Origin of the sequence: Tenacibaculum sp. Cn5-46, from assembly GCF_022347705.1 — a bacterium.
GTDB lineage: Bacteria > Bacteroidota > Bacteroidia > Flavobacteriales > Flavobacteriaceae > Polaribacter > Polaribacter aiptasiae.
Map to the genome: position 1 here is coordinate 282,263 of NZ_JAKRGD010000001.1, position 22,325 is coordinate 304,587.

The 22,325-nt window shown below is 30.7% G+C and carries 26 protein-coding genes; 14 read left to right on the forward strand and 12 right to left on the reverse strand.

Annotation, left to right across the window (positions count from 1 at the left end; genetic code table 11):
• Nucleotides 1-14 precede the first annotated feature (14 nt).
• Together sppA and MHN29_RS01220 are read right to left on the reverse strand one after the other, a co-directional pair.
• Nucleotides 15-1,760, reverse strand: a complete 1,746-nt coding sequence (sppA, locus tag MHN29_RS01215) for a signal peptide peptidase SppA (protein WP_235273431.1) — start codon at nucleotides 1,758-1,760, stop codon at nucleotides 15-17.
• A 56-nt stretch (nucleotides 1,761-1,816) separates the two neighbouring features.
• Nucleotides 1,817-2,224: a DUF6146 family protein gene (locus MHN29_RS01220; protein WP_235273430.1), complete on the reverse strand. Its 408-nt coding sequence runs from the start codon at nucleotides 2,222-2,224 to the stop codon at nucleotides 1,817-1,819.
• Between the two features lie 98 nt (nucleotides 2,225-2,322).
• On the opposite strand from MHN29_RS01220, the gene MHN29_RS01225 reads away from it, so the two are divergent.
• From MHN29_RS01225 to MHN29_RS01235, 3 genes are all read left to right on the forward strand, one after another.
• On the forward strand, nucleotides 2,323-2,883 hold the full coding sequence (locus MHN29_RS01225; protein WP_235273428.1) for a DNA-3-methyladenine glycosylase I: 561 nt from the start codon (nucleotides 2,323-2,325) through the stop codon (nucleotides 2,881-2,883).
• 44 nt (nucleotides 2,884-2,927) lie between these two features.
• Entirely contained in the window at nucleotides 2,928-4,973 is a 2,046-nt protein-coding gene (locus tag MHN29_RS01230) for a dipeptidyl peptidase 3 (protein WP_235273427.1), read from the forward strand.
• Between the two features lie 84 nt (nucleotides 4,974-5,057).
• Nucleotides 5,058-5,978: an ion channel gene (locus tag MHN29_RS01235; RefSeq protein ID WP_235273426.1), complete on the forward strand. Its 921-nt coding sequence runs from the start codon at nucleotides 5,058-5,060 to the stop codon at nucleotides 5,976-5,978.
• Here MHN29_RS01235 and MHN29_RS01240 read toward each other — a convergent pair.
• Complete coding sequence (locus tag MHN29_RS01240) at nucleotides 5,975-6,190, reverse strand: hypothetical protein (protein WP_235273425.1); 216 nt, start codon at nucleotides 6,188-6,190, stop codon at nucleotides 5,975-5,977. The genes MHN29_RS01235 and MHN29_RS01240 overlap by 4 nt on opposite strands.
• 39 nt (nucleotides 6,191-6,229) lie before the next feature.
• On the opposite strand from MHN29_RS01240, the gene MHN29_RS01245 reads away from it, so the two are divergent.
• Genes MHN29_RS01245 through MHN29_RS01255 form a run of 3 tightly spaced genes read left to right on the forward strand, consistent with a single transcriptional unit; the run spans nucleotide 6,230 to nucleotide 8,033 of the window.
• Nucleotides 6,230-6,961 carry an SDR family NAD(P)-dependent oxidoreductase gene (locus MHN29_RS01245; RefSeq protein ID WP_235273424.1) on the forward strand — a complete coding sequence of 244 codons (732 nt, stop codon included), beginning with the start codon at nucleotides 6,230-6,232 and terminating at the stop codon, nucleotides 6,959-6,961.
• Entirely contained in the window at nucleotides 6,962-7,642 is a 681-nt protein-coding gene (locus tag MHN29_RS01250; protein WP_235273423.1) for an HAD family hydrolase, read from the forward strand.
• 1 nt (nucleotide 7,643) lies between these two features.
• Complete coding sequence (locus tag MHN29_RS01255; RefSeq protein ID WP_235273422.1) at nucleotides 7,644-8,033, forward strand: nucleoside triphosphate pyrophosphohydrolase family protein; 390 nt, start codon at nucleotides 7,644-7,646, stop codon at nucleotides 8,031-8,033.
• A gap of 34 nt (nucleotides 8,034-8,067) precedes the next feature.
• On the opposite strand, the gene MHN29_RS01260 is transcribed toward MHN29_RS01255, so the two are convergent.
• Together MHN29_RS01260 and MHN29_RS01265 are read right to left on the reverse strand one after the other, a co-directional pair.
• A complete protein-coding gene (locus MHN29_RS01260; RefSeq protein WP_235273421.1) occupies nucleotides 8,068-8,955 on the reverse strand; it encodes a TlpA disulfide reductase family protein in 888 nt (295 codons plus the stop codon).
• Between the two features lie 67 nt (nucleotides 8,956-9,022).
• The gene (locus tag MHN29_RS01265; protein WP_235273420.1) at nucleotides 9,023-10,072 is read right to left on the reverse strand and encodes a branched-chain amino acid aminotransferase; all 1,050 of its coding nucleotides are present in this window, start codon (nucleotides 10,070-10,072) and stop codon (nucleotides 9,023-9,025) included.
• Nucleotides 10,073-10,194: 122 nt separating this feature from the next.
• Here MHN29_RS01265 and MHN29_RS01270 point away from each other — a divergent pair, with 122 nt between their 5' ends.
• From MHN29_RS01270 to mnmD, 3 genes are all read left to right on the forward strand, one after another.
• A complete protein-coding gene (locus MHN29_RS01270) occupies nucleotides 10,195-10,707 on the forward strand; it encodes a DUF4920 domain-containing protein (RefSeq protein WP_235273419.1) in 513 nt (170 codons plus the stop codon).
• Nucleotides 10,708-10,807: 100 nt separating this feature from the next.
• A complete protein-coding gene (locus MHN29_RS01275) occupies nucleotides 10,808-11,140 on the forward strand; it encodes a hypothetical protein (protein WP_239176061.1) in 333 nt (110 codons plus the stop codon).
• Nucleotide 11,141: 1 nt separating this feature from the next.
• On the forward strand, nucleotides 11,142-11,795 hold the full coding sequence (gene mnmD / locus MHN29_RS01280; protein ID WP_235273417.1) for a tRNA (5-methylaminomethyl-2-thiouridine)(34)-methyltransferase MnmD: 654 nt from the start codon (nucleotides 11,142-11,144) through the stop codon (nucleotides 11,793-11,795).
• On the opposite strand, the gene MHN29_RS01285 is transcribed toward mnmD, so the two are convergent.
• Nucleotides 11,792-12,529 carry a thioredoxin family protein gene (locus tag MHN29_RS01285; RefSeq protein WP_235273416.1) on the reverse strand — a complete coding sequence of 246 codons (738 nt, stop codon included), beginning with the start codon at nucleotides 12,527-12,529 and terminating at the stop codon, nucleotides 11,792-11,794. The genes mnmD and MHN29_RS01285 overlap by 4 nt on opposite strands.
• Nucleotides 12,530-12,637: 108 nt before the next feature.
• Between MHN29_RS01285 and MHN29_RS18255 the strand changes: the two genes are divergently transcribed.
• Both MHN29_RS18255 and MHN29_RS01290 read left to right on the forward strand, forming a co-directional pair.
• Nucleotides 12,638-12,769: a hypothetical protein gene (locus MHN29_RS18255; protein ID WP_255689031.1), complete on the forward strand. Its 132-nt coding sequence runs from the start codon at nucleotides 12,638-12,640 to the stop codon at nucleotides 12,767-12,769.
• A complete protein-coding gene (locus MHN29_RS01290; protein ID WP_235273415.1) occupies nucleotides 12,770-13,489 on the forward strand; it encodes a tRNA1(Val) (adenine(37)-N6)-methyltransferase in 720 nt (239 codons plus the stop codon).
• Nucleotides 13,490-13,506: 17 nt separating this feature from the next.
• Here the strand turns inward: MHN29_RS01290 and MHN29_RS01295 are convergent, their stop codons facing one another.
• From MHN29_RS01295 to MHN29_RS01305, 3 genes are all read right to left on the reverse strand, one after another.
• Nucleotides 13,507-14,352, reverse strand: coding sequence for an alpha/beta fold hydrolase (locus MHN29_RS01295; RefSeq protein WP_235273414.1), 846 nt, complete (start codon nucleotides 14,350-14,352; stop codon nucleotides 13,507-13,509).
• A 213-nt stretch (nucleotides 14,353-14,565) separates the two neighbouring features.
• Nucleotides 14,566-15,096: a DinB family protein gene (locus tag MHN29_RS01300; protein ID WP_235273412.1), complete on the reverse strand. Its 531-nt coding sequence runs from the start codon at nucleotides 15,094-15,096 to the stop codon at nucleotides 14,566-14,568.
• A 21-nt stretch (nucleotides 15,097-15,117) separates the two neighbouring features.
• Nucleotides 15,118-16,488, reverse strand: coding sequence for a saccharopine dehydrogenase family protein (locus MHN29_RS01305; RefSeq protein ID WP_235273411.1), 1,371 nt, complete (start codon nucleotides 16,486-16,488; stop codon nucleotides 15,118-15,120).
• A gap of 79 nt (nucleotides 16,489-16,567) precedes the next feature.
• Between MHN29_RS01305 and MHN29_RS01310 the strand changes: the two genes are divergently transcribed.
• From MHN29_RS01310 to ade, 3 genes are all read left to right on the forward strand, one after another.
• Nucleotides 16,568-16,951 (forward strand): DUF423 domain-containing protein, encoded by a 384-nt coding sequence (locus tag MHN29_RS01310; RefSeq protein WP_235273410.1) that lies wholly within the window; start codon nucleotides 16,568-16,570, stop codon nucleotides 16,949-16,951.
• 84 nt (nucleotides 16,952-17,035) lie between these two features.
• Nucleotides 17,036-18,649, forward strand: a complete 1,614-nt coding sequence (gene pckA / locus MHN29_RS01315; RefSeq protein ID WP_235273409.1) for a phosphoenolpyruvate carboxykinase (ATP) — start codon at nucleotides 17,036-17,038, stop codon at nucleotides 18,647-18,649.
• Between the two features lie 79 nt (nucleotides 18,650-18,728).
• The gene (ade, locus tag MHN29_RS01320; protein WP_235273408.1) at nucleotides 18,729-20,351 is read left to right on the forward strand and encodes an adenine deaminase; all 1,623 of its coding nucleotides are present in this window, start codon (nucleotides 18,729-18,731) and stop codon (nucleotides 20,349-20,351) included.
• Nucleotides 20,352-20,417: 66 nt separating this feature from the next.
• Here ade and MHN29_RS01325 read toward each other — a convergent pair whose 3' ends face one another.
• From MHN29_RS01325 to MHN29_RS01335, 3 genes are read right to left on the reverse strand one after another with little or no spacing between them, the layout of a single operon-like run.
• Nucleotides 20,418-20,594, reverse strand: coding sequence for a hypothetical protein (locus MHN29_RS01325; protein WP_235273407.1), 177 nt, complete (start codon nucleotides 20,592-20,594; stop codon nucleotides 20,418-20,420).
• 31 nt (nucleotides 20,595-20,625) lie between these two features.
• A complete protein-coding gene (locus tag MHN29_RS01330) occupies nucleotides 20,626-20,934 on the reverse strand; it encodes a hypothetical protein (RefSeq protein ID WP_235273405.1) in 309 nt (102 codons plus the stop codon).
• Nucleotides 20,927-22,297 (reverse strand): beta-1,3-glucanase family protein, encoded by a 1,371-nt coding sequence (locus MHN29_RS01335; protein ID WP_235273403.1) that lies wholly within the window; start codon nucleotides 22,295-22,297, stop codon nucleotides 20,927-20,929. Before MHN29_RS01335 ends, MHN29_RS01330 begins: the two co-directional genes overlap by 8 nt.
• Nucleotides 22,298-22,325: the final 28 nt, after the last annotated feature.

Sequence of the window (22,325 nt, forward strand, 5' to 3'; positions counted from 1 at the left end):
GCTTTTTTTACATCTTATTTTATCTGAAAGATAAAAGGCATTCTAGCTTGAATTCCTTTTAGGTTTTTCATTTGGTTTATATTGTGGTATAATTGATAGTGTTCATCACCTAAAGCTTCTTTTAGAATTTCTTCTTTAGAAACTTTACCAAAAGGAGAAAAGTTTAAGGCTTCTTTTAAATCCTTTTTATAGTTAGGATAATTGCGAATTTTATAATTTTCAAGGTCAGCTAATTCAGCAGCTATTTCAATAGCATCATTTAAACTTCCTAATTTATCTACCAATCCTTTTTCTTTAGCTTCTTTACCACTCCAAACTCTACCTTGAGCAATTTCGTTTACTTGCTCAAAAGTCATATTTCTTCCAGTGGCAACACGATTTACAAAAGTAGTATAGATTTGTTCAACACCTTCTTTAGTAACATCATAAAACTTTTGATTCATAGGTTCAAAAACACTATAGCTTGGACTGTTATTTGTAGATACTTGCTCGGCATTTATTCCAATATTATCTGCTAATTGGTTGAAGTTTGGAATTGCTCCAAACACCCCAATAGAACCTGTAATTGTAGTTGGTTCAGCAACAATTTTATTGGCGTTACAAGCAATATAATAACCACCAGAAGCGGCTACGTTCCCCATAGAAACAACTAAAGGTTTCTCTTTTTTAGCTAATTCTAATTCACGCCAAATTAATTCAGATGCCAAAGCACTACCACCTGGAGAGTTAACACGTAAAACGATTGCTTTTACATTTTTGTCTTTTCTAGCTTTACGAATAGCTCTATTTGTTAAACCTTGACCAATGATATCTTCATTTCCTTCTCCATACATTATTTGACCTTGCGCGTAAATTACAGCAATTTTGTCTTTACTTACAGAGGAGATTCTTCCTTTTCCAGATTTGATGTAATCTTCTAAGCTAATTGTATTTACTTTTTTATCAGAACCTAATTTAAGCTTCTCTTTATATTCATCGATATAAATAATTCCATCAATTAACTTGTTTTCTTTTGCTAGAGTCGCATTTCTTCCATTTGCATTATCAGCAATTAAATTTAAATTCTCTACAGAAATGTTTCTGCTGTTGCTAATATCATCAGTAATTTCAGACCAAATTGAATTTAAAAAAGAAGTAGTTTGTTCGCGATTAGCATCACTCATTTTGTTACTTAAATATGGTTCTACTGCACTCTTGTACTTTCCATGACGGATAACCTCCATTTTTACACCGTATTTATCTTCAAAATCCTTGTAATATAAAATTTCGGTAGACAAACCTTTAAAGTCAATTGCTCCAACTGGGTTCAAAAATAAACTGTCGGCCACAGAACTTAAGTAATAATTCTTTTGAGTATATACATCATTGTAGGCATACACAAATTTTCCACTTTCTTTAAATTCTTCAACCTTATTTCTAATGGCTTGAGTTTGTGCAATTCCAGCATTTATATACGTAGTTTTTATACTAATTCCTTTAATATTGTTGTCAGTCTTAGCATTTTCAATAGCATTAATAATTTTATTTAAAGCTAACTTTTCATCGTTTAACTCTAAAATTTCAGCTAATGGATTATCTTCTTTAGGAGCATAATCTTTTACAGGTGTAGCTAAATTTAATTCTAAAACAGAATTAGACTTTACAATTACTTCATCCTCTGATCCTGTAATTGCAGCAATAGCGACAAAGAATATAAATATTAAAAAGATGGCTATAAAAAAACCAAGAATTGACGCTAATAAATTTCTTAAAAACTTCATTTGATATTGTTAATTTTTTTTTGGCAAATATACAGTTTTACAAAGAGTTTGTAATGCTACCTTAAGCGCATGCGATATTTACGTTGTGCAAATTCAAAATAGTTAAATAACTTATAGTTTACTTCATAGCCATAGTCAATATTAGGCCTGTAATTAATTTGATTTTCATAAATATTAGGATCAAAATTGTTAGGATTATTAACTCTTGAATTCCAAACAGGAACATATAGTCTGTTTTTATTAGCTAAATAGGTTTTTGAATAAAAGCCTACAGGTCTAGCTACGGTATTTAAGTAATAATTAAAGCCAGGATCTATAATAGTAATTTCATATTCTAAACTATCATTTTTTATAACAACAGGTTCTTCTTTTGAACTTGAACTGTTTTTGATAGGAGATGAACTACAAGCATAAATTATCACTAGAAATAAACTGAGTATTGAAAAGTATTTTAATGTTTTCATAATCAAAAGATTTAGTAGTTATAAAGTTGCAAAAATTATTCCATTTTTCATTGATTTTTAGCCTGTTTAACAGTAATTTTCAGTTTTAAAATAAAGAAATGAAAAAAAGATGTTTTTGGGTGAGTGATGACCCTTTGTATATAGAGTATCACGATAATGAATGGGGAGTTCCTGTATATGAGGATGATAAATTGTTTGAGTTTTTAATTTTAGAAACCTTTCAGGCAGGTTTAAGCTGGATAACTGTACTTAAAAAAAGAGAAAATTTTAGAGCAGCATTTGATAGTTTTGATTATAAAAAAATAGCAAATTATGGGGAAGATAAATATGAAGAATTACTCCAAAATGCTGGAATTATAAGAAATAAATTAAAAATAAAAGCAACAATTACAAATGCTCAAGCCTTTATGAAGGTACAAGAAGAATTTGGCTCATTTTCAAAATATATTTGGGGATTTGTAAATGGAAAACCAATTAAAAACTCTTTTGCAAAACGAGAAGAAGTGCCAGCAACTACTGAATTATCTGATAGAATTTCAAAAGACTTAAAAAAGAGAGGATTTAAATTTGTTGGATCAACAGTCATTTATGCTCACATGCAAGCAACAGGTATGGTTAATGATCATACAACGGACTGTTTTAGATATAACGAAGTTTAAAATTCGTACATTTATCAACAGAAAAATCAATTAAATATTAAAAAATGAAATTAAAACAAATGCTTTGTGCTGCAGCTGCAGTTGGTTTTTTGGTTTCTTGTAATGTAGAGAAGAAAAAAGAGCCAAAAGAAGAACCAAAAAAAGAGGTAAAGAAAGAAGCAAAATTTGATTATGAAGTTGAGCAATTTGCAGACATTAAAGTATTAAGATACCAAATACCAGGGTTTGATCAATTAACTTTAAAAGAAAAAAAGTTAGTGTATTACTTAACTCAAGCTGGTTTAGCAGGTAGAGATATTATGTGGGATCAAAATTACCGTCATAATCTTGAAATAAGAACAGCTTTAGAAAAAGTAAATAACGAATTTAAGGGAGATAGAACTTCTCAGGATTTTAAAAACTTTACAACTTATTTAAAGAGAGTTTGGTTTTCAAACGGAATACATCATCATTATTCTAATGATAAAATTAAAGCTGAGTTTTCTAAAGAATACTTGGAAGGTTTATTGAAAGAAACAAACACAACAATTTCGCCAGAAGCTTTAGATGTTATTTTTAACGATAAAGACATGAAAAAGGTGAATAAAAAAGCAGGAGTAGATAATGTACTAGCATCTGCTATAAACTTTTACGGTCCAAAAATTACAAATAAGGATGTTGAAGATTTTTATGCTACAGCATATAAAGGTCCAGAAAATCAACCAATAGAAGCAGGATTGAATTCTAAATTAGTACGTGAAAACGGAAAGTTAGTGGAGAAAGTATGGAAATCTGGAGGAATGTATGGAGCTGCAATTGATAAAATTATTTTTTGGTTAGAAAAAGCGAAAGGTGTTGCAGAAAATGAAAAGCAAGCAGAAACATTAAGGTTGTTAATTGAGTACTATAAAACAGGTAGTTTAGATGTTTGGGATAAATACTGTATTGCTTGGGCAACTTCTACAGAAGGAAATATTGATTGGATTAATGGATTCATTGAAGTATATAATGATCCTAAAGGATATAGAGGATCTTATGAGACAATAGTTGAGATTAAAGATTTCGATATGTCTAAAAAAATGAAGGTTTTATCTGATAACGCTCAGTGGTTTGAAGATAATTCACCATTATCTCCAGCGCATAAAAAACAAAATGTTGTAGGAGTATCATACAAAACTGTAAATGTAGCAGGAGAAGCAGGAGATGCATCTCCAAGTACTCCAATTGGAGTAAACTTACCAAATAACAACTGGATTCGTCAGCAACATGGTTCAAAATCAGTTTCTTTAGGAAATATTATTGGAGCATATAACAATGCAGGAGGAACAGGACGTTTAAAAGAGTTTGCTCACGATCAAGAGGAAATAGATTTAGAGATTAAGTATGGAAAGTTAGCGGATAAGTTACATACAGCTTTACATGAGGTAATTGGACATGCTTCTGGACAAATAAATGAAGGAGTAGGACAGCCAAAAGAGACTTTAAAAAATTATGCATCTACAATGGAAGAAGGTAGAGCAGATTTAGTTGGATTATACTATTTAATGGATCCTAAGTTACAAGAATTAGGATTAGTAGATGACTGGCAAAAAGTAGGAAAAGCTGCTTATGATGGTTATATCAGAAATGGATTAATGACTCAATTAATTCGTATCAATTTAGGAGATGATATTGAAGAAGATCATATGGTAAACCGTCAGTGGGTTTCAGCTTGGGCTTTCGAACAAGGTAAAAAAGATAATGTAATAGAGAAAGTAACAAAAGATGGTAAAACATATTTTGTTGTAAATGATTACATGAAACTTCGTGAAATTTTTGGACGTTTATTAAAAGAAGCACAAAGAATTAAATCTGAAGGAGATTTTGAAGCTGCAAAAGCATTAGTAGAAGGGTATGGTGTAAAAGTAGATCAAGACATACATAAAGAAGTATTAGATCGTAATAAACAATTTACTTCAGCTCCTTATAGTGGGTTTGTAAATCCTGTTTTAGAGCCTGTAAAAGATGTAGAAGGAAATATAACTGATGTAAAAATTACACAACCAAATACATTTGAAGAGCAAATGAATTTTTATGCTAAAAACTATAATTTCTTACCAATTAAGAACTAATAGAGTTTAGCAAATAAGAATTATAAAACCGACACTGAATGCAGTGTCGGTTTTTTGTATTTTTAGAGCATAAAGAAACTAACAATGGCAAAGAAAATAAAAGACCCAGGATTTGGATACAATTCAAGAAAGAACATTAAAGGAATTGTAAATAAAGACGGAAGTTCTAATGTTATACATATTAACAAAAAGTTTAATTTGGATGATATGTATACCTTTTTTATAGAATTGTCGTGGTGGAAGTTTTTCTTGTTAATTATTGTAGGATATACATTCTTAAATATCGTTTTTGGATTTGTATATATGGCAATTGGTATTGAAGAAATAACACCATCGAGAGGGAATTTTATAGATGATTTTTTAAACGGATTCTTCTTTAGTGCTCAAACATTAACAACTGTAGGTTATGGTGGAATTGCACCACAAGGAGTTACTGCTAATTTAATTGCTGCATTTGAAGCAATGATAGGCTTGTTAAGTTTTTCATTTATTACAGGGTTACTGTACGGACGATTCTCAAGGGCTAAAGCAGCTATTCATTTCAGTGAAAACTTAATTTTAAGAGATTTTAAAGGGCATAGAGCTATTATGTTTCGTTTAATGAACAGTAGAAAAACAGTTATGATAGAGCCAGAAATAACGGTAACTTTATCAATTAATGAAAAGAACCTAGAGGGTGAGTATAAAAGAGAATTTTATCGATTAAAGCTGGAAAGAGATAAAATCATGTACTTACCTACAGTGTGGACTATAGTTCATGAAATAGATGAAAAAAGTCCATTGTTTAAATATTCTGATGAAGAAATTTTAAATTTAGAAGCAAAACTTTATGCCTTGATCCAATATCATGAAGAATCTTTCGGGCAAAAAGTATATCAAATCACTTCATATGACTTTCAACAGCTAAAATCAGCAGTAAAGTATAAACGATCATTTCATTTTAATGAAGAAGGCTATACAGTCCTAGATCATGAAAAGATTAATGAAGTAGAAGAAATGGTTTAACCCTTAATTAAGTATTTCGAAAGAAATAAAAGAGCAATCACAGTAATAATACCGATAGCTACATACAAAGCACCATTTTGATAATGTTTTTTATTGTTTTTAGCATCTTTTTTATAGCTGAAAATCATTAAAGCAACAAAAGCGATAACAAATAAACTGGCAAAAATAATTCTTCCAGTAGTAAACATTTTGGCAGCAATAAGTGTAAACATAAAATTGTATTTTTAGCAAAGTTAAAGAATGATTTTATAATGAAGAAAACTAAAACAGCAATTGTTTTTGGAGCAACATCTGGTATCGGTAAAAACCTAACAGAACTGTTAGTAAAAGATAATTATATTGTTGCAATAACGGGAAGAAGGCTAGAGATGCTTGAAGAAATAAAAGCCCAAAACCCTGCCCAAATAATTATAAAACAAAACGATATAACTCAAGTAGAAGAAGTAGAAAAGACTTTTAATGAAATTGTTACCGAATTAGGAGAGGTGCATCTAGTAGTACATTCATCGGGAGTAGGAGAGGTGAATAATAAACTAGATTGGAGTACGGAAAATAAAACAGTCCAAACCAATGTTGTAGGCGCAACGAAATTATACGGATTGGCTTATAATTTATTTAGAGAACAACAATTTGGACATTTGGTAGGGATTTCATCAATAGCATCGCTTAGAGGAAATAGAGCGGCACCTTCGTATTTTGCTTCTAAAGCATATCAGAAAGCATATTTAGAAAGTTTATATATTAAAACTAAAACCATAAAATCAAGAAAGGTTTTTATAACCGATATAAGACCTGGTTTTGTAGATACAGCGATGGCCTTAGGAGATGGTATTTTTTGGATGGTTTCTTTAGAAAAAGCAACAAAACAAATTTACTCAGCAATAAAAAGAAAAAAGCGAGTAGCTTATATATCAAAAAGATGGCGCTTAATTGCTTGGGTTTTAAAAATAGTACCAACTCGATTATTAAAAATGGCAACTTAAATGAAAAAGAAAAATTTAATAGTTTTTGATATAGATGATACTTTAACAAAAAGTGAGAATCAGCATCAAACAGCTTTTGTAGAAGCAATGATTAGTTCTGGGATTACTAATATTAATAAAGATTGGAAATCCTATAAGAATATGACCGATAGTTATATTTTGAAGAAAAACTACGAGCGTAATTTTAACAAAGAGTTTGATTTTTCAATGATGCCGGAGTTTGAGAAAAAGATGACGGAACATTTACTCTCTTTACAAGAAACAAAAGAAATACTAGGAGCAAAAGCTATTGTAGATTTTTTTATGAATGAAACAGATTATGCTATTTGTTTTGCTACAGGATCTTTGTTAGAACCAGCTTTAATAAAACTACAACAAGCAGAAATAAATTTTATACCAGATGTAATAGAAACTGCAAGTTCTTTTTATACAAGAGAAGAAATTGTAAAATCGGCGATAGAAAAAGCTAAAAAATATTTTCAGGTAGATGAGTTTGAAACAATAATCTCGGTAGGAGATGGTATTTGGGATTTAAAAACAGCTCATAATCTTGGAGTTCACTTTTTAGGAATTAGAAATAAAAATTTAGAAGATTTTCAACAACACCATATAAAAAGTCATATTGTAGATTGGTCTCATTTTGATTTTCAAAAAATACAAACAGAATTAGAAATAATATAAGATGAAAGATAAAATAAAAGCAGTACATGAATTTCATTCAGCATTTAAATTAAACATTCAAAATGAACCAACAGTTGCTATTTCTGATGAAAGAAAACAATTGCGTTTTGAGTTAATGAAAGAAGAGAATGAAGAGTATTTAGAAGCAGCAAAAAATAACGATTTAGTTGAAGTAGCAGATGCGCTTGGTGATATGTTATACATTCTATGTGGAACTATTATTGAACATGGTATGCAACACAAAATAGAAGAAGTATTTGATGAAATCCAAAGAAGTAATATGAGTAAGTTAGGAGAAGATGGAAAACCTATTTATAGAGAAGATGGTAAGGTGTTAAAAGGACCAAATTACTTTAAACCTAACATTAAAGAAATATTAAATAAATTGTAATAAAAAAGCTCCTTAATTTTAAGGAGCTTTTTTATTATTGTTTTTTCATAATGCGATCTAGTTCGGAAGTTAAAGTCTTAACATTGTTAACCATTTTAAGAATAACACCATTAGAGTCTACAATTAAATGGGTAGGATATTGTTTAACTTTTAACTTTTTAGACATATAGTCTTTCTGCTCAGGAACAGTAGAAAATTTAAAAGATTTCGTTTTTAAAAAATCAACAAGTTTATCTTTTTTATCAAATGCTAAACTTACAAATTCAATATTATCACCTTTATATTTATCAACCAAAGCATTTAGTTCAGGAAACTCTTCTACACATATTTTACAGTTAATAAACCAACATTTTAAAACCAATATTTTACCTTCAGTATCAGCTTTATTATGAGATTTTCCTTTTAAATCGACAAAATCATAACTAGGAAGTTTTTTACCTTCTCTTCTAAAGTATTGATAAGCTATTGTTGCTTTGCCTACAATTCCTTTTTTAATTTTTTTGTCAGCAGATTGCTCCAGATTAATAAGTTTGTATTGGGTTTCACCCTTTACGATATCTTTAACAGGAATAAAAGCACCAGTTCTTAATAAGCTAAGAAATACACCTTTATCAGTTTTTACACCTTTATCGTCAATAGGAACAAAGGTAGACATCAAATCGATGTTCTCTTTCGTATACTTATTCCAATTCTCAAAACTTCCTTGAATATCACTTAAATTAGTTTCTTTAGGAGTTTTAGATTCAGATTTTTTTTCGCTCTTTTTTTTAGAAGAAGCTTTGGTTTTCTTTTTAACTTCAGTTTTTTTAGCTGTTTTAGTATCGTTGGTTTTAAGACTTTCACTCGAATAGCTATTTAAAGCAAATAGTGATATAGAAAAACCTATTATAATAGATAAAACAGTCGGTACAATATTTTTCATTTCCCCTTGAATTTTATTGTAAATATTTGACTATAAGTTACTAATATAGCTTTTTTTTGTTGAAAAATTAAATTTTCACTCGCCAGTTATACTGATCTTCCGATTTATTATACTGAATATTAAGTAGTTTTTCTTTAAATAAACTAGCGTAAGAATTTTCAATGTTTGGTAATTCGAAAGTAGTGTCTTTATGTTTGAATCCTTTTATTGGGTTAATTACAGCAGCAGTACCAGAACCGAAAATTTCTTTTAGTTCACCTAATCTAGCAGCTTCTTTAATTTCAGAAACAGATACTTTTCTAACTTCAACTTCAATGTTGTTATCTTTAGCAAGTTGAATAATAGATTTTCTAGTAACACCATCTAAAATTCGATCATTTGTTGGAGTAGTAATTAATTTATCACCAACTCTAAAGAAAATATTCATCGTTCCAGCTTCTTCTAAATACTCATGAGTATTAGCATCTGTCCAAATAATTTGCTGATACCCTTCTTTATGAGCTAAACTAGTAGGATAAAACTGAGCAGCATAATTACCAGCAGCTTTGGCATATCCAACACCACCATCGGCAGATCTACTATATTTTTGAGAAAAAATAACTCGAACCTCACCAGCATAATATGATTGAGCAGGAGAACAGATAATCATAAATTTATAAGCTTCAGCAGGAGAAGCAGCAATGGCTCCTTCTGTAGCAATAATAAACGGGCGGATATATAAAGAGTTACCCAACCCTTTTTTTATCCAGTCTTTATCAATGTGTAATAGTTTTTTTAAACCTTCAAAAAATACATTTTCAGGAACAGGAGGCATAGCCAAACGTTCGGCAGATAAATTTATTCGGTTAAAATTTTCATCAGGTCTAAAAAGAAAAATATCATCATTTTCGTCTTTATAGGCTTTCATACCTTCAAAAACAGCTTGCCCGTAATGAAAAACTCTGGCAGAAGGCTCAAATAAAATTGGACCATAAGGTTTAATTTCTGGGTTTACCCATTGTCCGTCAACATAATCGCAAACAAACATGTGATCCGAAAAAGTTCGTCCAAAATTTAAATTATCAAAGTCTACAGAGTCAATTTTTGATTGCTCTATTTGCTGAATTTTAATATCCATAAATTGCTGTTTTTACAAGTGCTACGAAGATACAAAAACTAGCTGTATTATGCTTTTTTTGAAGACAGACTTAGTGAATAATAATTATATTTGTTATCTAACTAGATTAAATTGAAAAACAAATGAAAAAAATACTTTTATTAGGGCTTTGTTTAAGTCTTTCATTTATAGCGTGTAAGACGGAGAAAAAAGAAGAGAAACAAGAGGTGAAAGCTATTGAATTAGTTTCTTTTGGAAAGGAAATTTCAGCAGATAATGCTATTACTAAAGAAGAAATGGCTAAGAAGTTTGAAACTATGAATGCCGGAGATACTTTGGATGTGAAATTTACGGGAGAAATAGCTGAGGTATGCCAGAAAAAAGGATGTTGGATTAAAGTACCTTTAGACAATAAAAAAACATCTTTTGTAAAGTTTAAAGATTATGCATTCTTCATGCCTTTTAATTCGGCAAAAAGTAAGGTTGTTTTAAACGGAAAAGCATTTAAAAATGAAGTTTCAGTAGAAGAGTTACAACATTATGCAAAAGATGCTGGGAAATCTGAAGAGGAAATAGCTAAAATTACTGAACCAAAAGTAACGTACTCTTTCTTAGCAGATGGAGTATTGTTAGAGGCTACAGCTGATGAAAAATAGAATTTTGTTTGTGTTTTTTTTGAGTTTGATATTAAGTTGTCAAACACAAAAAGAAACAAAAGAAATAAAGATTGTAAAAAAGGTTCCGTCAAATTTTCAGATGTATAAAACGTCTGAAATGGCGGAATTAATGAGGAATATGCTCGCCAAGAATAAAGAAGTGAGAACTCAAATTATTCAAGGAGAAGAAATAGGTGATTTCAACAAAGAGTATATTAAAATACATACAGCCAAGCTTACTGATAGTACAGATTTAGACGAAAACTTTTTAACCTATGCTAATCATTTTGAAAAAATGCATAGAAAGCTTTTTGAAGTTTCTAAAGAAGAAAGGAAAGAGCAGTTTAATGATGCGATTAATTCGTGTATAGCTTGTCATCAAATGAAATGTAGAGGTCCAATTCCTAGAATTAAAAAATTATTAATCAATTAATTTGAAACGAGAAATTATCATAACATCCGATGGTTCAACAACAATTCATTTGCCCGATTGGAATGAGCAATATCATTCTAAACATGGGGCAATTCAAGAAGCATATCATGTTTTTATAAAGAATGGTTTAGAGATATTAGATAAAGATGAAATTTCAATCTTAGAAATTGGATTTGGTACAGGATTGAACAGTTTTATTACTTTTTTAGAAAGTGATAAAACTGTTAATTATGTAGGAGTTGAAGCTTATCCGGTTGCTGAAGAGGAGGTTGCAAAATTAAATTATGTAGCGGAACTCAAAGCAGTAGCTAAAGAATCTGTGTTTAAAAAAATGCATGAGGTTTCTTGGGGAGTGAAACACGAGATAACAGAAAGCTTCTACTTAACAAAACGTCAACAGTTTTTTAAAGATATTGACGATATTGACACCTTCGACTTAATTTATTTTGATGCTTTTGGAGCAAGAAATCAACCAGAATTATGGACTGAAGAGATTTTTTCCATAATGTTTAATGCCTTAAAGTCAAATGGTGTTTTAGTAACTTATTCAGCTAAAGGAAGCGTTCGTAGAGCTATGCAGGCAGTAGGTTTTGAAGTAGAACGTTTACCTGGTCCACCTGGAAAAAGAGAAATGTTAAGAGCGGTAAAGCATTAAAGACTTTTTTGAACCCCTCCAGTAATTTGTAAATTAGGATTTTGTACAAAAGCAATAATTCTGTAATTATCGTTAATGTCAAAATTTTCAGGGATATTTAACGATATATTTCCATTTGCTTTACCTTTAACAGGAAGAGAAACTTGGTTAATAACAATGTTACTGTTTTTAATTTTTCTATTAGAATTTTCTCCTCTTTTAACAAAGGTTGTTTTTTCTTCTAATACCAAAGCAAATGAAACAGTTTTGTCATTTAAATCACCCTTTATTTTATAATCAATGTTTATAAGTCTGTCTTTTTTATAAACATTGGATAAAGTAATAGCATTAGAAGCTTTTTCTGAAGTATATTTTTTTAAAGCTCTATTAAGCTTTCTGTTGTTAGAACCAGTAAAATGCTCATTTCCATTTACCACTAATTGAGGTGTATATACGCTAGAACTGTTAAACTTACGAGCGTAATTGTACTGTAATTCAGTATAGGTTCTTTTACTAAAAGGATCTTTCCAACCTAATCTGTCCCAATAATCTACATGATAAGACATCACAATAATATTAGTGTTTGATGTGTTTTTTTTGACTTGTTCGAGCAAATAATCAGCAGGTGGACAGCTACTACAACCTTGAGATGTAAATAACTGAAATACAACAAAAGGAGGGTAGGTTTCGTCTTTAGTATTCTCTGAATTTGTATAAAATAAGGTAGCTAGAAAAAAAATAAAAGCGTATTTCATTACTTAATATGAATTTGAGAGTTAGGCGAATTTTGCTTTTAATCCTTACAGTTTATAAGAAGTTAAGAATAGAATTAATATCTTCGATGCTTAAATATAAAATGAAGGATGAAGTTTCAAAGAAGATTTGGAAATAGAAAACGAACAAATCCTAAAAGAGGGTTGTTTTTAGTATTGTTATTGGCAGTAGTTTTATTTTTATGGTTTTATGCCGAAAAACTAATGGAAAGAATTTTATAAATGAAGCCATTTAAATTTAAAGAGTTTACGGTACATCAGGATAAAACAGCGATGAAAATAGGTACTGATGCCGTTTTGTTAGGAGCTTGGTGTGATTTAGGTGAATTTCCAGATGCAATATTAGATATTGGTTCAGGTACAGGTGTTATTTCGTTAATGTTAGCACAACGTAGCGATGCCATGACTATAGATGCGGTAGAAATAGATGAAGGAGCTTATGAGCAAACGGTAGAAAACTTTGAACAATCTGATTGGGGCGATCGTTTGTTTTGTTACAGTGCATCTTTTAATGATTTTGCAGAAGAAATGGCAGAAGAAGAGGAAGTATATGATGTTATTGTATCGAATCCACCTTTTTATACTGATGATTTTGAAACAAAAGATGAAGCAAGAAATAGAGCTCGTTTTACATCGTCACTTACCTTTGAAGATTTACTAGCAGGCGTTTCTAAAATATTATCTACAAACGGATTTTTTTCTGTAATTATTCCATTTAAGGAGGAAGAAAGTTTTGTGCAATTAGCAAGAGAAAATGGATTATTTACTCAAAGAGTTTGTAGAGTAAAAGGAAATGAAACTTCAGAATTAAAGAGAAGTATGTTAACCTTTTCTTTTCAAGAGCAAGAAGTTAAAGAAGAGGAGTTAATTATAGAAAAAGAAAGGCACCAGTATACTGATGCCTATATTGAGTTAACTAAAGATTTTTATTTAAAGATGTAGTTTTTCTACATCTTTTTTTATTTAGTATAATCGTAAGTGTTTGAATAAAAAGTATCAGCTATATTATTGAATATTTTAGATTGATTACGAGGAGCACCATGATTTATTCCTGGCATTATACAAAGTTGTGCTTTAGGAATATTATTATATATTTCAACAGCGTGCTCATTTTTAATAATATCTCTATCACCAATCATGATTAAAACAGCAGCTTTAATTTTAGCCAATTCTGCATGACTTATGTTAGGTTGATTTAATAAAAGTTTGTCTAACTGTAATTCTCTTTCCCAGTCTTTAGAAGTATCCCCTTTTTTAATCATTTTGATGGTGTTGGAATGCATTTCTACTACTTGTTTACGCGCCCAAAAATTAATAGCAGTAGTATCAGGTCTTAGGTTAGCTCCCATGGCAATTATTTTATTGATATTTACCTTATTGTTAATTCCCATTTTTAAAGCAATAATTCCACCATCGCTCCATCCAAGAATGTTAATAGTTTTTAATTTCAAATGATTTACAAGAGCTTCTAAATCTTCTGCCATTAAATCATAGGTTAATTTTTTTGTTTTTAATTTAGATTTTCCCTGACCCCTACTATCAACAGCAATAACTCGAAATTTATCTTTAAAATAATCGATTTGATATTCCATAGCACTGATGTCAGTACCACAGCTATGAATAACTAATAATGGTTCCCCTTTTCCATATTCTTCATAATATATTTTAGTACCGTTTACATTTACATGTTTACCTACTTCTTTATTATTACCATAAGGTGTGCTTAATTTTTGCTGAGCTAAAAGAATGCTTGTTTGAAAAATGAAAAGCAATAAGGTTGCTTTAAAAAGTATTATTTTTCTCATTGTGTTAGGATGTGTGTAATTTGTTTTTAATAAATGTTTTATGATCCGGCAAAGCTAATAGATTCTAATTAAGAATCAAGAAAGAACTTATTTCTAAATTATGATGTTAACCATTTTTTAATGAACAAGTGGTTTAGGGAGAATTAAGAATAAAAATAAAGGCATCAATATACTGATGCCTTTGTTGAATTTATAAGAGTTGTATGTAATTGTTTAGCTTTTTAAATAGAACTCTTTTATAATTTTTACATGGTGTAGTTCATGTCCCAAAATATGATAACCTAAAGCTCTAACACTAGTTTGGTTACCATTTGCAGTGCCTATGCGCTTTAAAGAATTATTAGAAAACCCATTAAAAAGAGTAATTGTAGATAATCTCAAAGCCTCATATTCAGCCATGATGTTTTCAATAGTCCTTTCAGAAGTATCGGAAAAAAGATTGTAATCATCTTGTTCAAAACCAGGAAGACATGTTTGGTCATTTCTAGCAAAAGCAAGTGCTCTATATCCATAAATTCTCTCGTCATCAATTATATGAACCAAAACTTCTTTAATAGACCATTTATTTTTTTGATACCTGTAATTAAGCTGTTCTTCTGATAAATTATGAATGATAGCTTTGGTAGTTTCTAAACTAGATTTTAACTGTTGTATTAAACTTCCATCTTTTTTTACCAATTTCATATACATTTCTGCATATGAAGGGTATTCATTTTTTGATGGAAATTCAATATGTTTTATCATTATAATTTATTTAAACTTAATTTATCCTCTTAAACTTTCAGGATTATAACCTAAATAAGGAACTTCTTTTTCAACAAAAGTTATTCCGTATTCTTCCAACTCTTTTAAAATAGGTTCGTATACTTCTTTAGTGATAGGAATTTGCACTCCAGGAGTTTTAATTTCTCCATTTAATATTTTTAAAGCAGCCATAGCAACAGGTAAACCAACAGTTTTTGCCATTGCTGTGTAAGTTTGATCATCACCTTTAATAATCATACTACTTTCAATTTGTAATTTTTCTTCTTTGTACTGATAACCAAAAATATGTTGCATTACAATCATGTCTTTATCGTCATCTTGTAATGTCCACTTATCTGATAATATTTTTTGTAAAATTTGTGCAGGAGTCGCATTTTTCAGTCCTACTTTTTTATCAGCATTAAAAATGTCTAACTCTAAAAATTTATCCCACATAATATCATCTTGGTCGATTTTCAAGTATGAGCGGAATTTTAATTCAACAGAATCAGAAGGAGAATAGGCTAAGAATAAATTAGTAAAATCTCTATAAGTTAAGTTTTCAGAATTTTCAATAGTGTAAGAATCATCAGTCATTCCTAATTGTACAAAAACATTCCAAGCTCTAGAAAAACCAACTTTTCTAATAGTTCCTCTATACATGGTTGGAATATCATCTAAACCATAAATGCTTCTGTATTTTAAAGAATCTCTGTTGGCATAAGCTTCAAATTTTCCGCTACCATTCACTGTTAAAAACTCTGTCCTTCTAAATAATTTATGATAAGGAATGTATTTATAAGTTCCTTCTTGAATAAACATAGCCGATCCACCTTGTCCAGCTAAAACTACGTTTCTAGGGTTCCAAGTAAACTTATAGTTCCATAAATTATCATCACTTTCAGGAGCAACCAAACCTCCACAGAAAGATTCAAATAATAACATTTTTGAACCATTATCTCTAATACGATCAATAATTTGCATTGCACTCATATGATCAATACCAGGATCTAATCCAATTTCATTCATAAAAACTAATCCTTTTTCCTTAACAGCTTCATCTAAAGCTTGCATTTCATCAGAAACATAAGATGCAGTTACCATGTGTTTATTGTAAGTAACACAATCTTTAGCTACTTCAATATGGAAACGAGCTGGAAGCATAGAAATAACGATGTCAGCATTTTGAATTGCTTCAATACGTTGCTCAGCATTAAAAACATCTAAACTAATAGCTGTAGCGTTTTTATGATTGTTTGTTTTTTCTTGAGCACTTTCAATAGAAACATCACCAATGGTAATGTGTAAATTTTCTTGTGTCGATTTATCTAGTAAATATTTTATAAGGGATGAGCTAGATCTACCAGCTCCAATAATTAATATTTTTCTCATTTATGGTGTACTTTAGTGGTCTAAAATTTGTGGCGACAATATCGCTAAAAAAGTTTAAAATTAAACAAAAATCGATAAAATGTATAAAAATTTAACAATAGCATCTGTCTTAGGAGTACTGGCAGTAATTTTAGGAGCCTTTGGAGCACACGCATTAAAAGCTAAATTAAGTCCAGAAGCAATGCAAAGTTTTGAAACAGCAGTGAGATATCAGTTTATTCATGTGCTTGTATTATTATTTGTAAACAGCTACAAAGAGTTTAATTTGAAACAAAAAAGTGCAATTAGTAGATTTTTAATAGGTGGAATTTTATTGTTTTCAGGATCAATTTATGCAATTCACTTGTTAAATGTTCCAGCCAAAACAATTTGGTTTATAACACCTTTAGGAGGAGTTTTACTAATAGTAGCCTGGGTTTTGATGACTTTTCAGTTTGTCAAAAAAGTTATTAAAAAAGAATAGTTCATAAAATTTTTTAATGATTAATGAGTTTAATCAAAAAGAACTATTTTTGTCTAAAATTAAACACAACTAAATTATTCTAAGATGACAAATCTTGATACGAAAACGATATCGTTAGATAACTTAGGAATTAAGGGAGCAACGATTCGTTATCAATTGACTTCAGACGAGTTACATGATACAACCATTGAAAAAGGACAGGGAGAGAAAACTAGTTTTGGAGCATTAGCTGTTAAAACAGGTGAATTTACAGGACGTTCTCCTATGGACCGTTTTATTGTTAAAGACGATATAACAAAAGACGAAATATGGTGGGGAGACATCAACATACCATTCGACTCAGATAAATTTGATAAATTATACGAGAAAGTAACTGATTACCTTTCTAATAAAGAAGTTTTTGTACGTGATAGTTATGCATGTGCTGATGAAGATTACAAACTAAATATTAGAGTAGTAAACGAGTATCCATGGAGTAACATGTTTGCTTACAACATGTTTTTACGCCCAACTGCTGAAGAATTAAAAGGTTTTTCTCCAGAATGGACTGTAATTAATGCACCAGGTTTTATGGCTGATCCAGAAGTAGATGGAACACGTCAACACAATTTTGCAATCTTAAACTTTGAAAAGAAGATTGCTTTAATAGGTGGAACTGGATATACAGGAGAAATTAAAAAAGGAATTTTCTCTGCATTAAACTTTATATTACCAGTATTTAAGAATACATTACCAATGCACTGTTCTGCGAATGTTGGTAAAGAAGGAGATACAGCTATTTTCTTTGGATTATCAGGAACAGGAAAAACAACTTTATCTACAGATCCAAATCGTAGTTTAATTGGTGATGATGAGCATGGTTGGACTTCTGAGAATACAGTATTTAACTTCGAAGGAGGGTGTTACGCTAAAGTAATTGACTTATCTCAAGAAAAAGAACCAGAAATTTATGCAGCTATAAAGAAAGGAGCTATTCTTGAAAATATAGTTATGGATAAAGATGGAAATGTAGATTTTCACGATACTTCAATTACACAAAATACACGTGTAAGTTATCCAATTTACCATATTGATAATATTCAAAAGCCATCAATAGGAAAGAATCCAAAAAACATATTCTTTTTAACTGCTGATGCATTTGGAGTATTGCCTCCAATATCAAGATTAACACCAGGTCAGGCGGCTTATCACTTCATTTCTGGATATACTGCAAAAGTGGCAGGAACTGAAGCTGGAGTTACAGAACCACAACCAAGTTTCTCAGCATGTTTTGGAGCGCCATTTATGCCATTACACCCAACTCGTTATGCAGAAATGTTAAGCGAAAAAATGAAAGAAACTGGTGTAAACGTTTGGTTAGTAAACACAGGATGGTTTGCTGGACCTTACGGAGTTGGTGATAGAATGAAATTAAAGTACACTCGTGCTATGATCAATGCAGCATTAAATGGTGGATTACCTCAAGAAATTACTCACGAGAACTACCACATTCACTCTGTATTTGGATTAGCGCAACCAAGACAATGTCCTGGAGTACCATCAGAATTATTAAGTCAGCGTCAAGCTTGGAATAATGATGAAGAGTACTATAAAACAGCACATAAATTAGCAGATTCGTTCAAAGAAAACTTTAAGAAATTTGAAGAATATGCAAATGAAGAAATTTTAGCAGGTGGACCACCAAATGTTGAAAAATAAATAGATAAGAAAGCATCCGAAAAGGATGCTTTTTTTATGCAGAAATACTACCTATTTTTGTAATCCTAAAAAATAAATAATGATAGTACAAGGAAATATAGTTGATATACTGAATAAAAGAATCTATAAAGGAGAAATAGAAGTTGAAAATGGTAAGATAAAAGCAATAAGAGAAGCTAATCATACTGTAGAAAATTATATACTCCCTGGTTTTGTAGATGCTCATATTCATATTGAAAGCTCAATGTTGGTACCGTCAGAATTTGCAAAAATTGCTGTAGTTCATGGAACAGTAGCTACTGTTTCTGATCCTCATGAAATAGCAAATGTTTTAGGGGTGAAAGGAGTTGATTTTATGATTGAAAACGGAAAGAAAGTTCCGTTGAAATTTAATTTTGGAGCGCCTTCTTGTGTGCCAGCGACTTCTTTTGAAAGTGCGGGAGCCGTTATCGATTCTGATGATATTAAGAAGATGATGGAAAATCCAGATATCAAATATTTAGCAGAAATGATGAATTATCCAGGAGTTATTTATCAGGACGAGGAAGTATTAAAGAAAATAGCTTGGGCAAAACATTATAACAAACCAGTAGATGGGCATGCTCCTGGAGTACGAGGAGAAGATTTAGATAAGTATATTGCAGCTGGAATTTATACTGATCACGAGTGTTTTACTTATGAAGAAGCATTAGAAAAACTTCAAAAAGGTATGAAAGTAATTATTAGAGAAGGAAGTGCTGCTAAAAACTTTGAAGCTCTTATTGATTTATTACCTGAGCATTATGAGAATATGATGTTTTGTTCTGATGATAAACATCCAGATGATTTATTAGTAGGACATTTAAATGAGTTATGTGAAAGAGCTATAGCTAAAGGAATAGACGTTTTTAAAGTGTTACAAGCAGCTTGTGTAAATCCAGTAAAGCATTATAATTTAGATGTAGGATTATTACAAGAAGGAGATGATGCCGATTTTATTGTAACCGAAAACCTAAAGAATTTTAAAGTATTACAAACTTACATTAACGGTGAGTTAGTAGCAGACAAAGGAGAGTCGTTTGTAAAGCATGTTGACTTTGAAGTGTTAAATAACTTTGATACGGATAAAAAACAAGTTGCCGATTTTGAGTTTCATTCTGCTTCTGATAAAATTAGAGTAATTGAAGCTTTAGATGGAGAATTAGTAACTAATGAAATAGAAGTAGATTCTTTAATAGAAGAAGGGAATTTAGTTTCTAATACTGAAAATGATGTGTTAAAAATGACGGTAGTAAACCGTTATAAAAATGCAGAACCATCGATAGCGTTTATTAAAAACTTCGGATTAAAGGAGGGGGCAATAGCAAGTTCGGTAGGACATGATTCTCATAATATTATTGCAGTAGGAGTTTCTGATGAAGCCATTTGTAAAGCTGTAAACCTTTTAATTGAAAATAAAGGTGGAATTTGTGCTGTTTCTAATTCAGAAGAAAAAGTAGTTGCTTTACCAGTAGCAGGAATTATGAGTGATAAACCTGCTGAAGAAATAGGAAAAGCATATGCAGAGTTAGATCGTATGGCTAAGGAAATGGGAAGTTCTTTAAGAGCTCCATATATGACCTTGTCTTTTATGGCACTATTGGTAATACCAGCATTAAAATTATCAGACAAAGGATTATTTAACGGAAGTACATTTCAGTTTACTTCTGTTGAAGTAAAATAATAGTTCTAGTAACTAAATTATGCGCTTCTGAATTAAAAGAAGCGCATATGTTTTTTTAACAATAATCTATTTGATATTAGGGTTTGGTCCTAACCAAACTTTTTGAGGATAATTAGGGTTTACACCTACATTTCCTTTAAAGCCTTGGCTTCTTAAAAATTCAATAAATTCTTCTGTTGTTTTTGGCTCTGATACGATTACTTCATAATCAACAGAGACTTCTTTTGTGTCTAAAGTTTTCATAAGATTAAATTTATATTAGGTTTATAAATAGTTACCACTGAACAACAGTTTCGTTGTTTTTATAAACAACTTCACCATACTCGGTAATTTCAAAAAGACATTCTAATGTAGAATTTTGGTAGTTTGCAGAAAGTTCTCCACTAAATTCTTGCAATCCAGTATTTTTCCATATTGCCTGATTAGGATTTTCAGGAGTCATTTTTCCTTCTCCTAAATTCAATCCATCAAAATTCAATGAAGTTGTAATGATATTAGTTGTGGTATCTATGCTGTATGATATTTCAAGTCCTCCCATTCTACGGACTCCTTTAATCGGTGATGTAACTGTATTATTAGACATTTTCAATATGTTTTAATTGTTGTTGAGTTGTTTTTTTAGCTGATGTATCAATATCAAAGAATGATACTTCAAGTGTGTTTATTTTTGCAGGGTTTAGTGATACCTGTACTGCAGAAAAACGATCTGAATAAGCAAAATTGTATGCTTGTGATAGTGGCTGCAACGTTGCTGCATACTGGTTGTAGTAAGCATCATTATTCTGTAGATTTCCAAATAGTTCTGTATTTGGTATTTTACTAAACCAGTCGCTACTTTTCATCGCTCCAGCTTGAGTTCTACCAAAAGAAGTTGTAGAACCAATAGCTCCAATATTAAAACCAGCTAATAAATCGCCAGTAATCCATCCGTATACATCGTTTGCAGGACTTTGTTTCGCTGCTTTATTTAAAGAAAACATGGCATTAGCTCCATAGATCCCATTAGGATTAATCAAATCTTCTTTTTTATAAAACATGGTAACATTGTTTCCTCCAACAGTTCCAGTTAATGTAATATCTAAGCTAGCATCAATAGTTGCTGTTAAATCATAATCTTGAGCGCTTTGTGGTCCTGTAGGTGGAACGTGTGGTCCAACACCATTAAAATGTCCACTAATTTTAGCAATAACCCCATTACCTAATCCACTAATAGATACTGCATCCGCTTTTGCAGAAGTTCCAAAGTTGTTGTTTAAATAGGTTAAATACGATTCAAATAAATGGTATGGAGTAATTGGTACTCCACCAATAGGTGGATATGAAGAAGGTCCAATAATTCTAGCAAATCCAGACCCATGCTGATTCTTATGCTGCTTAAAATTTCCTGGTACCAAAGCAGGTTTTGCATTTGCTAATCCAGATTTAGGAGTATTAGTTAATTCTTTTAAAGCTTCATATACTTGATTTGAAGAAATTCCTTGTTTTAAACCGTAATCAATCTGTTCTGGAATTAATCCATCCAAAGAAGTTTCTAATTTCATAGGAATACTCCAATAGTCGATACTAGTTAAATCGGCAACATCTGTAGCAGCTCCATTAAAAGTAAGTTCCATTTTGTCATATCGTAAGAAGAAATTAGGATCAGTAACATTTTGAGCAGGTTCGTAATATGGACTTACAACTTTCCATGCTTGTCCGTAACAAACATAAATTCGTCCACTAAAATTTTTTACTTGTACTCCGTTTTTTAATTCTTCATAAGGATACCAGTTTCCTTCGCCACTAGCTGTGTTTACTGGTTTGATGTCGATTTCTAAAGGTTCTAATTCTCCGGCTTTATAACTGACGTTAAATAAGTTGTCAGTGCTTCCAGAAACAAAACCAATATAGATGTCTTTTTCAGCAACATCTATTCCTTTGTTAAATTTTATGGTTAATATACTCATGGTAGTAGAGGTTTGGTTAGTTATAAGA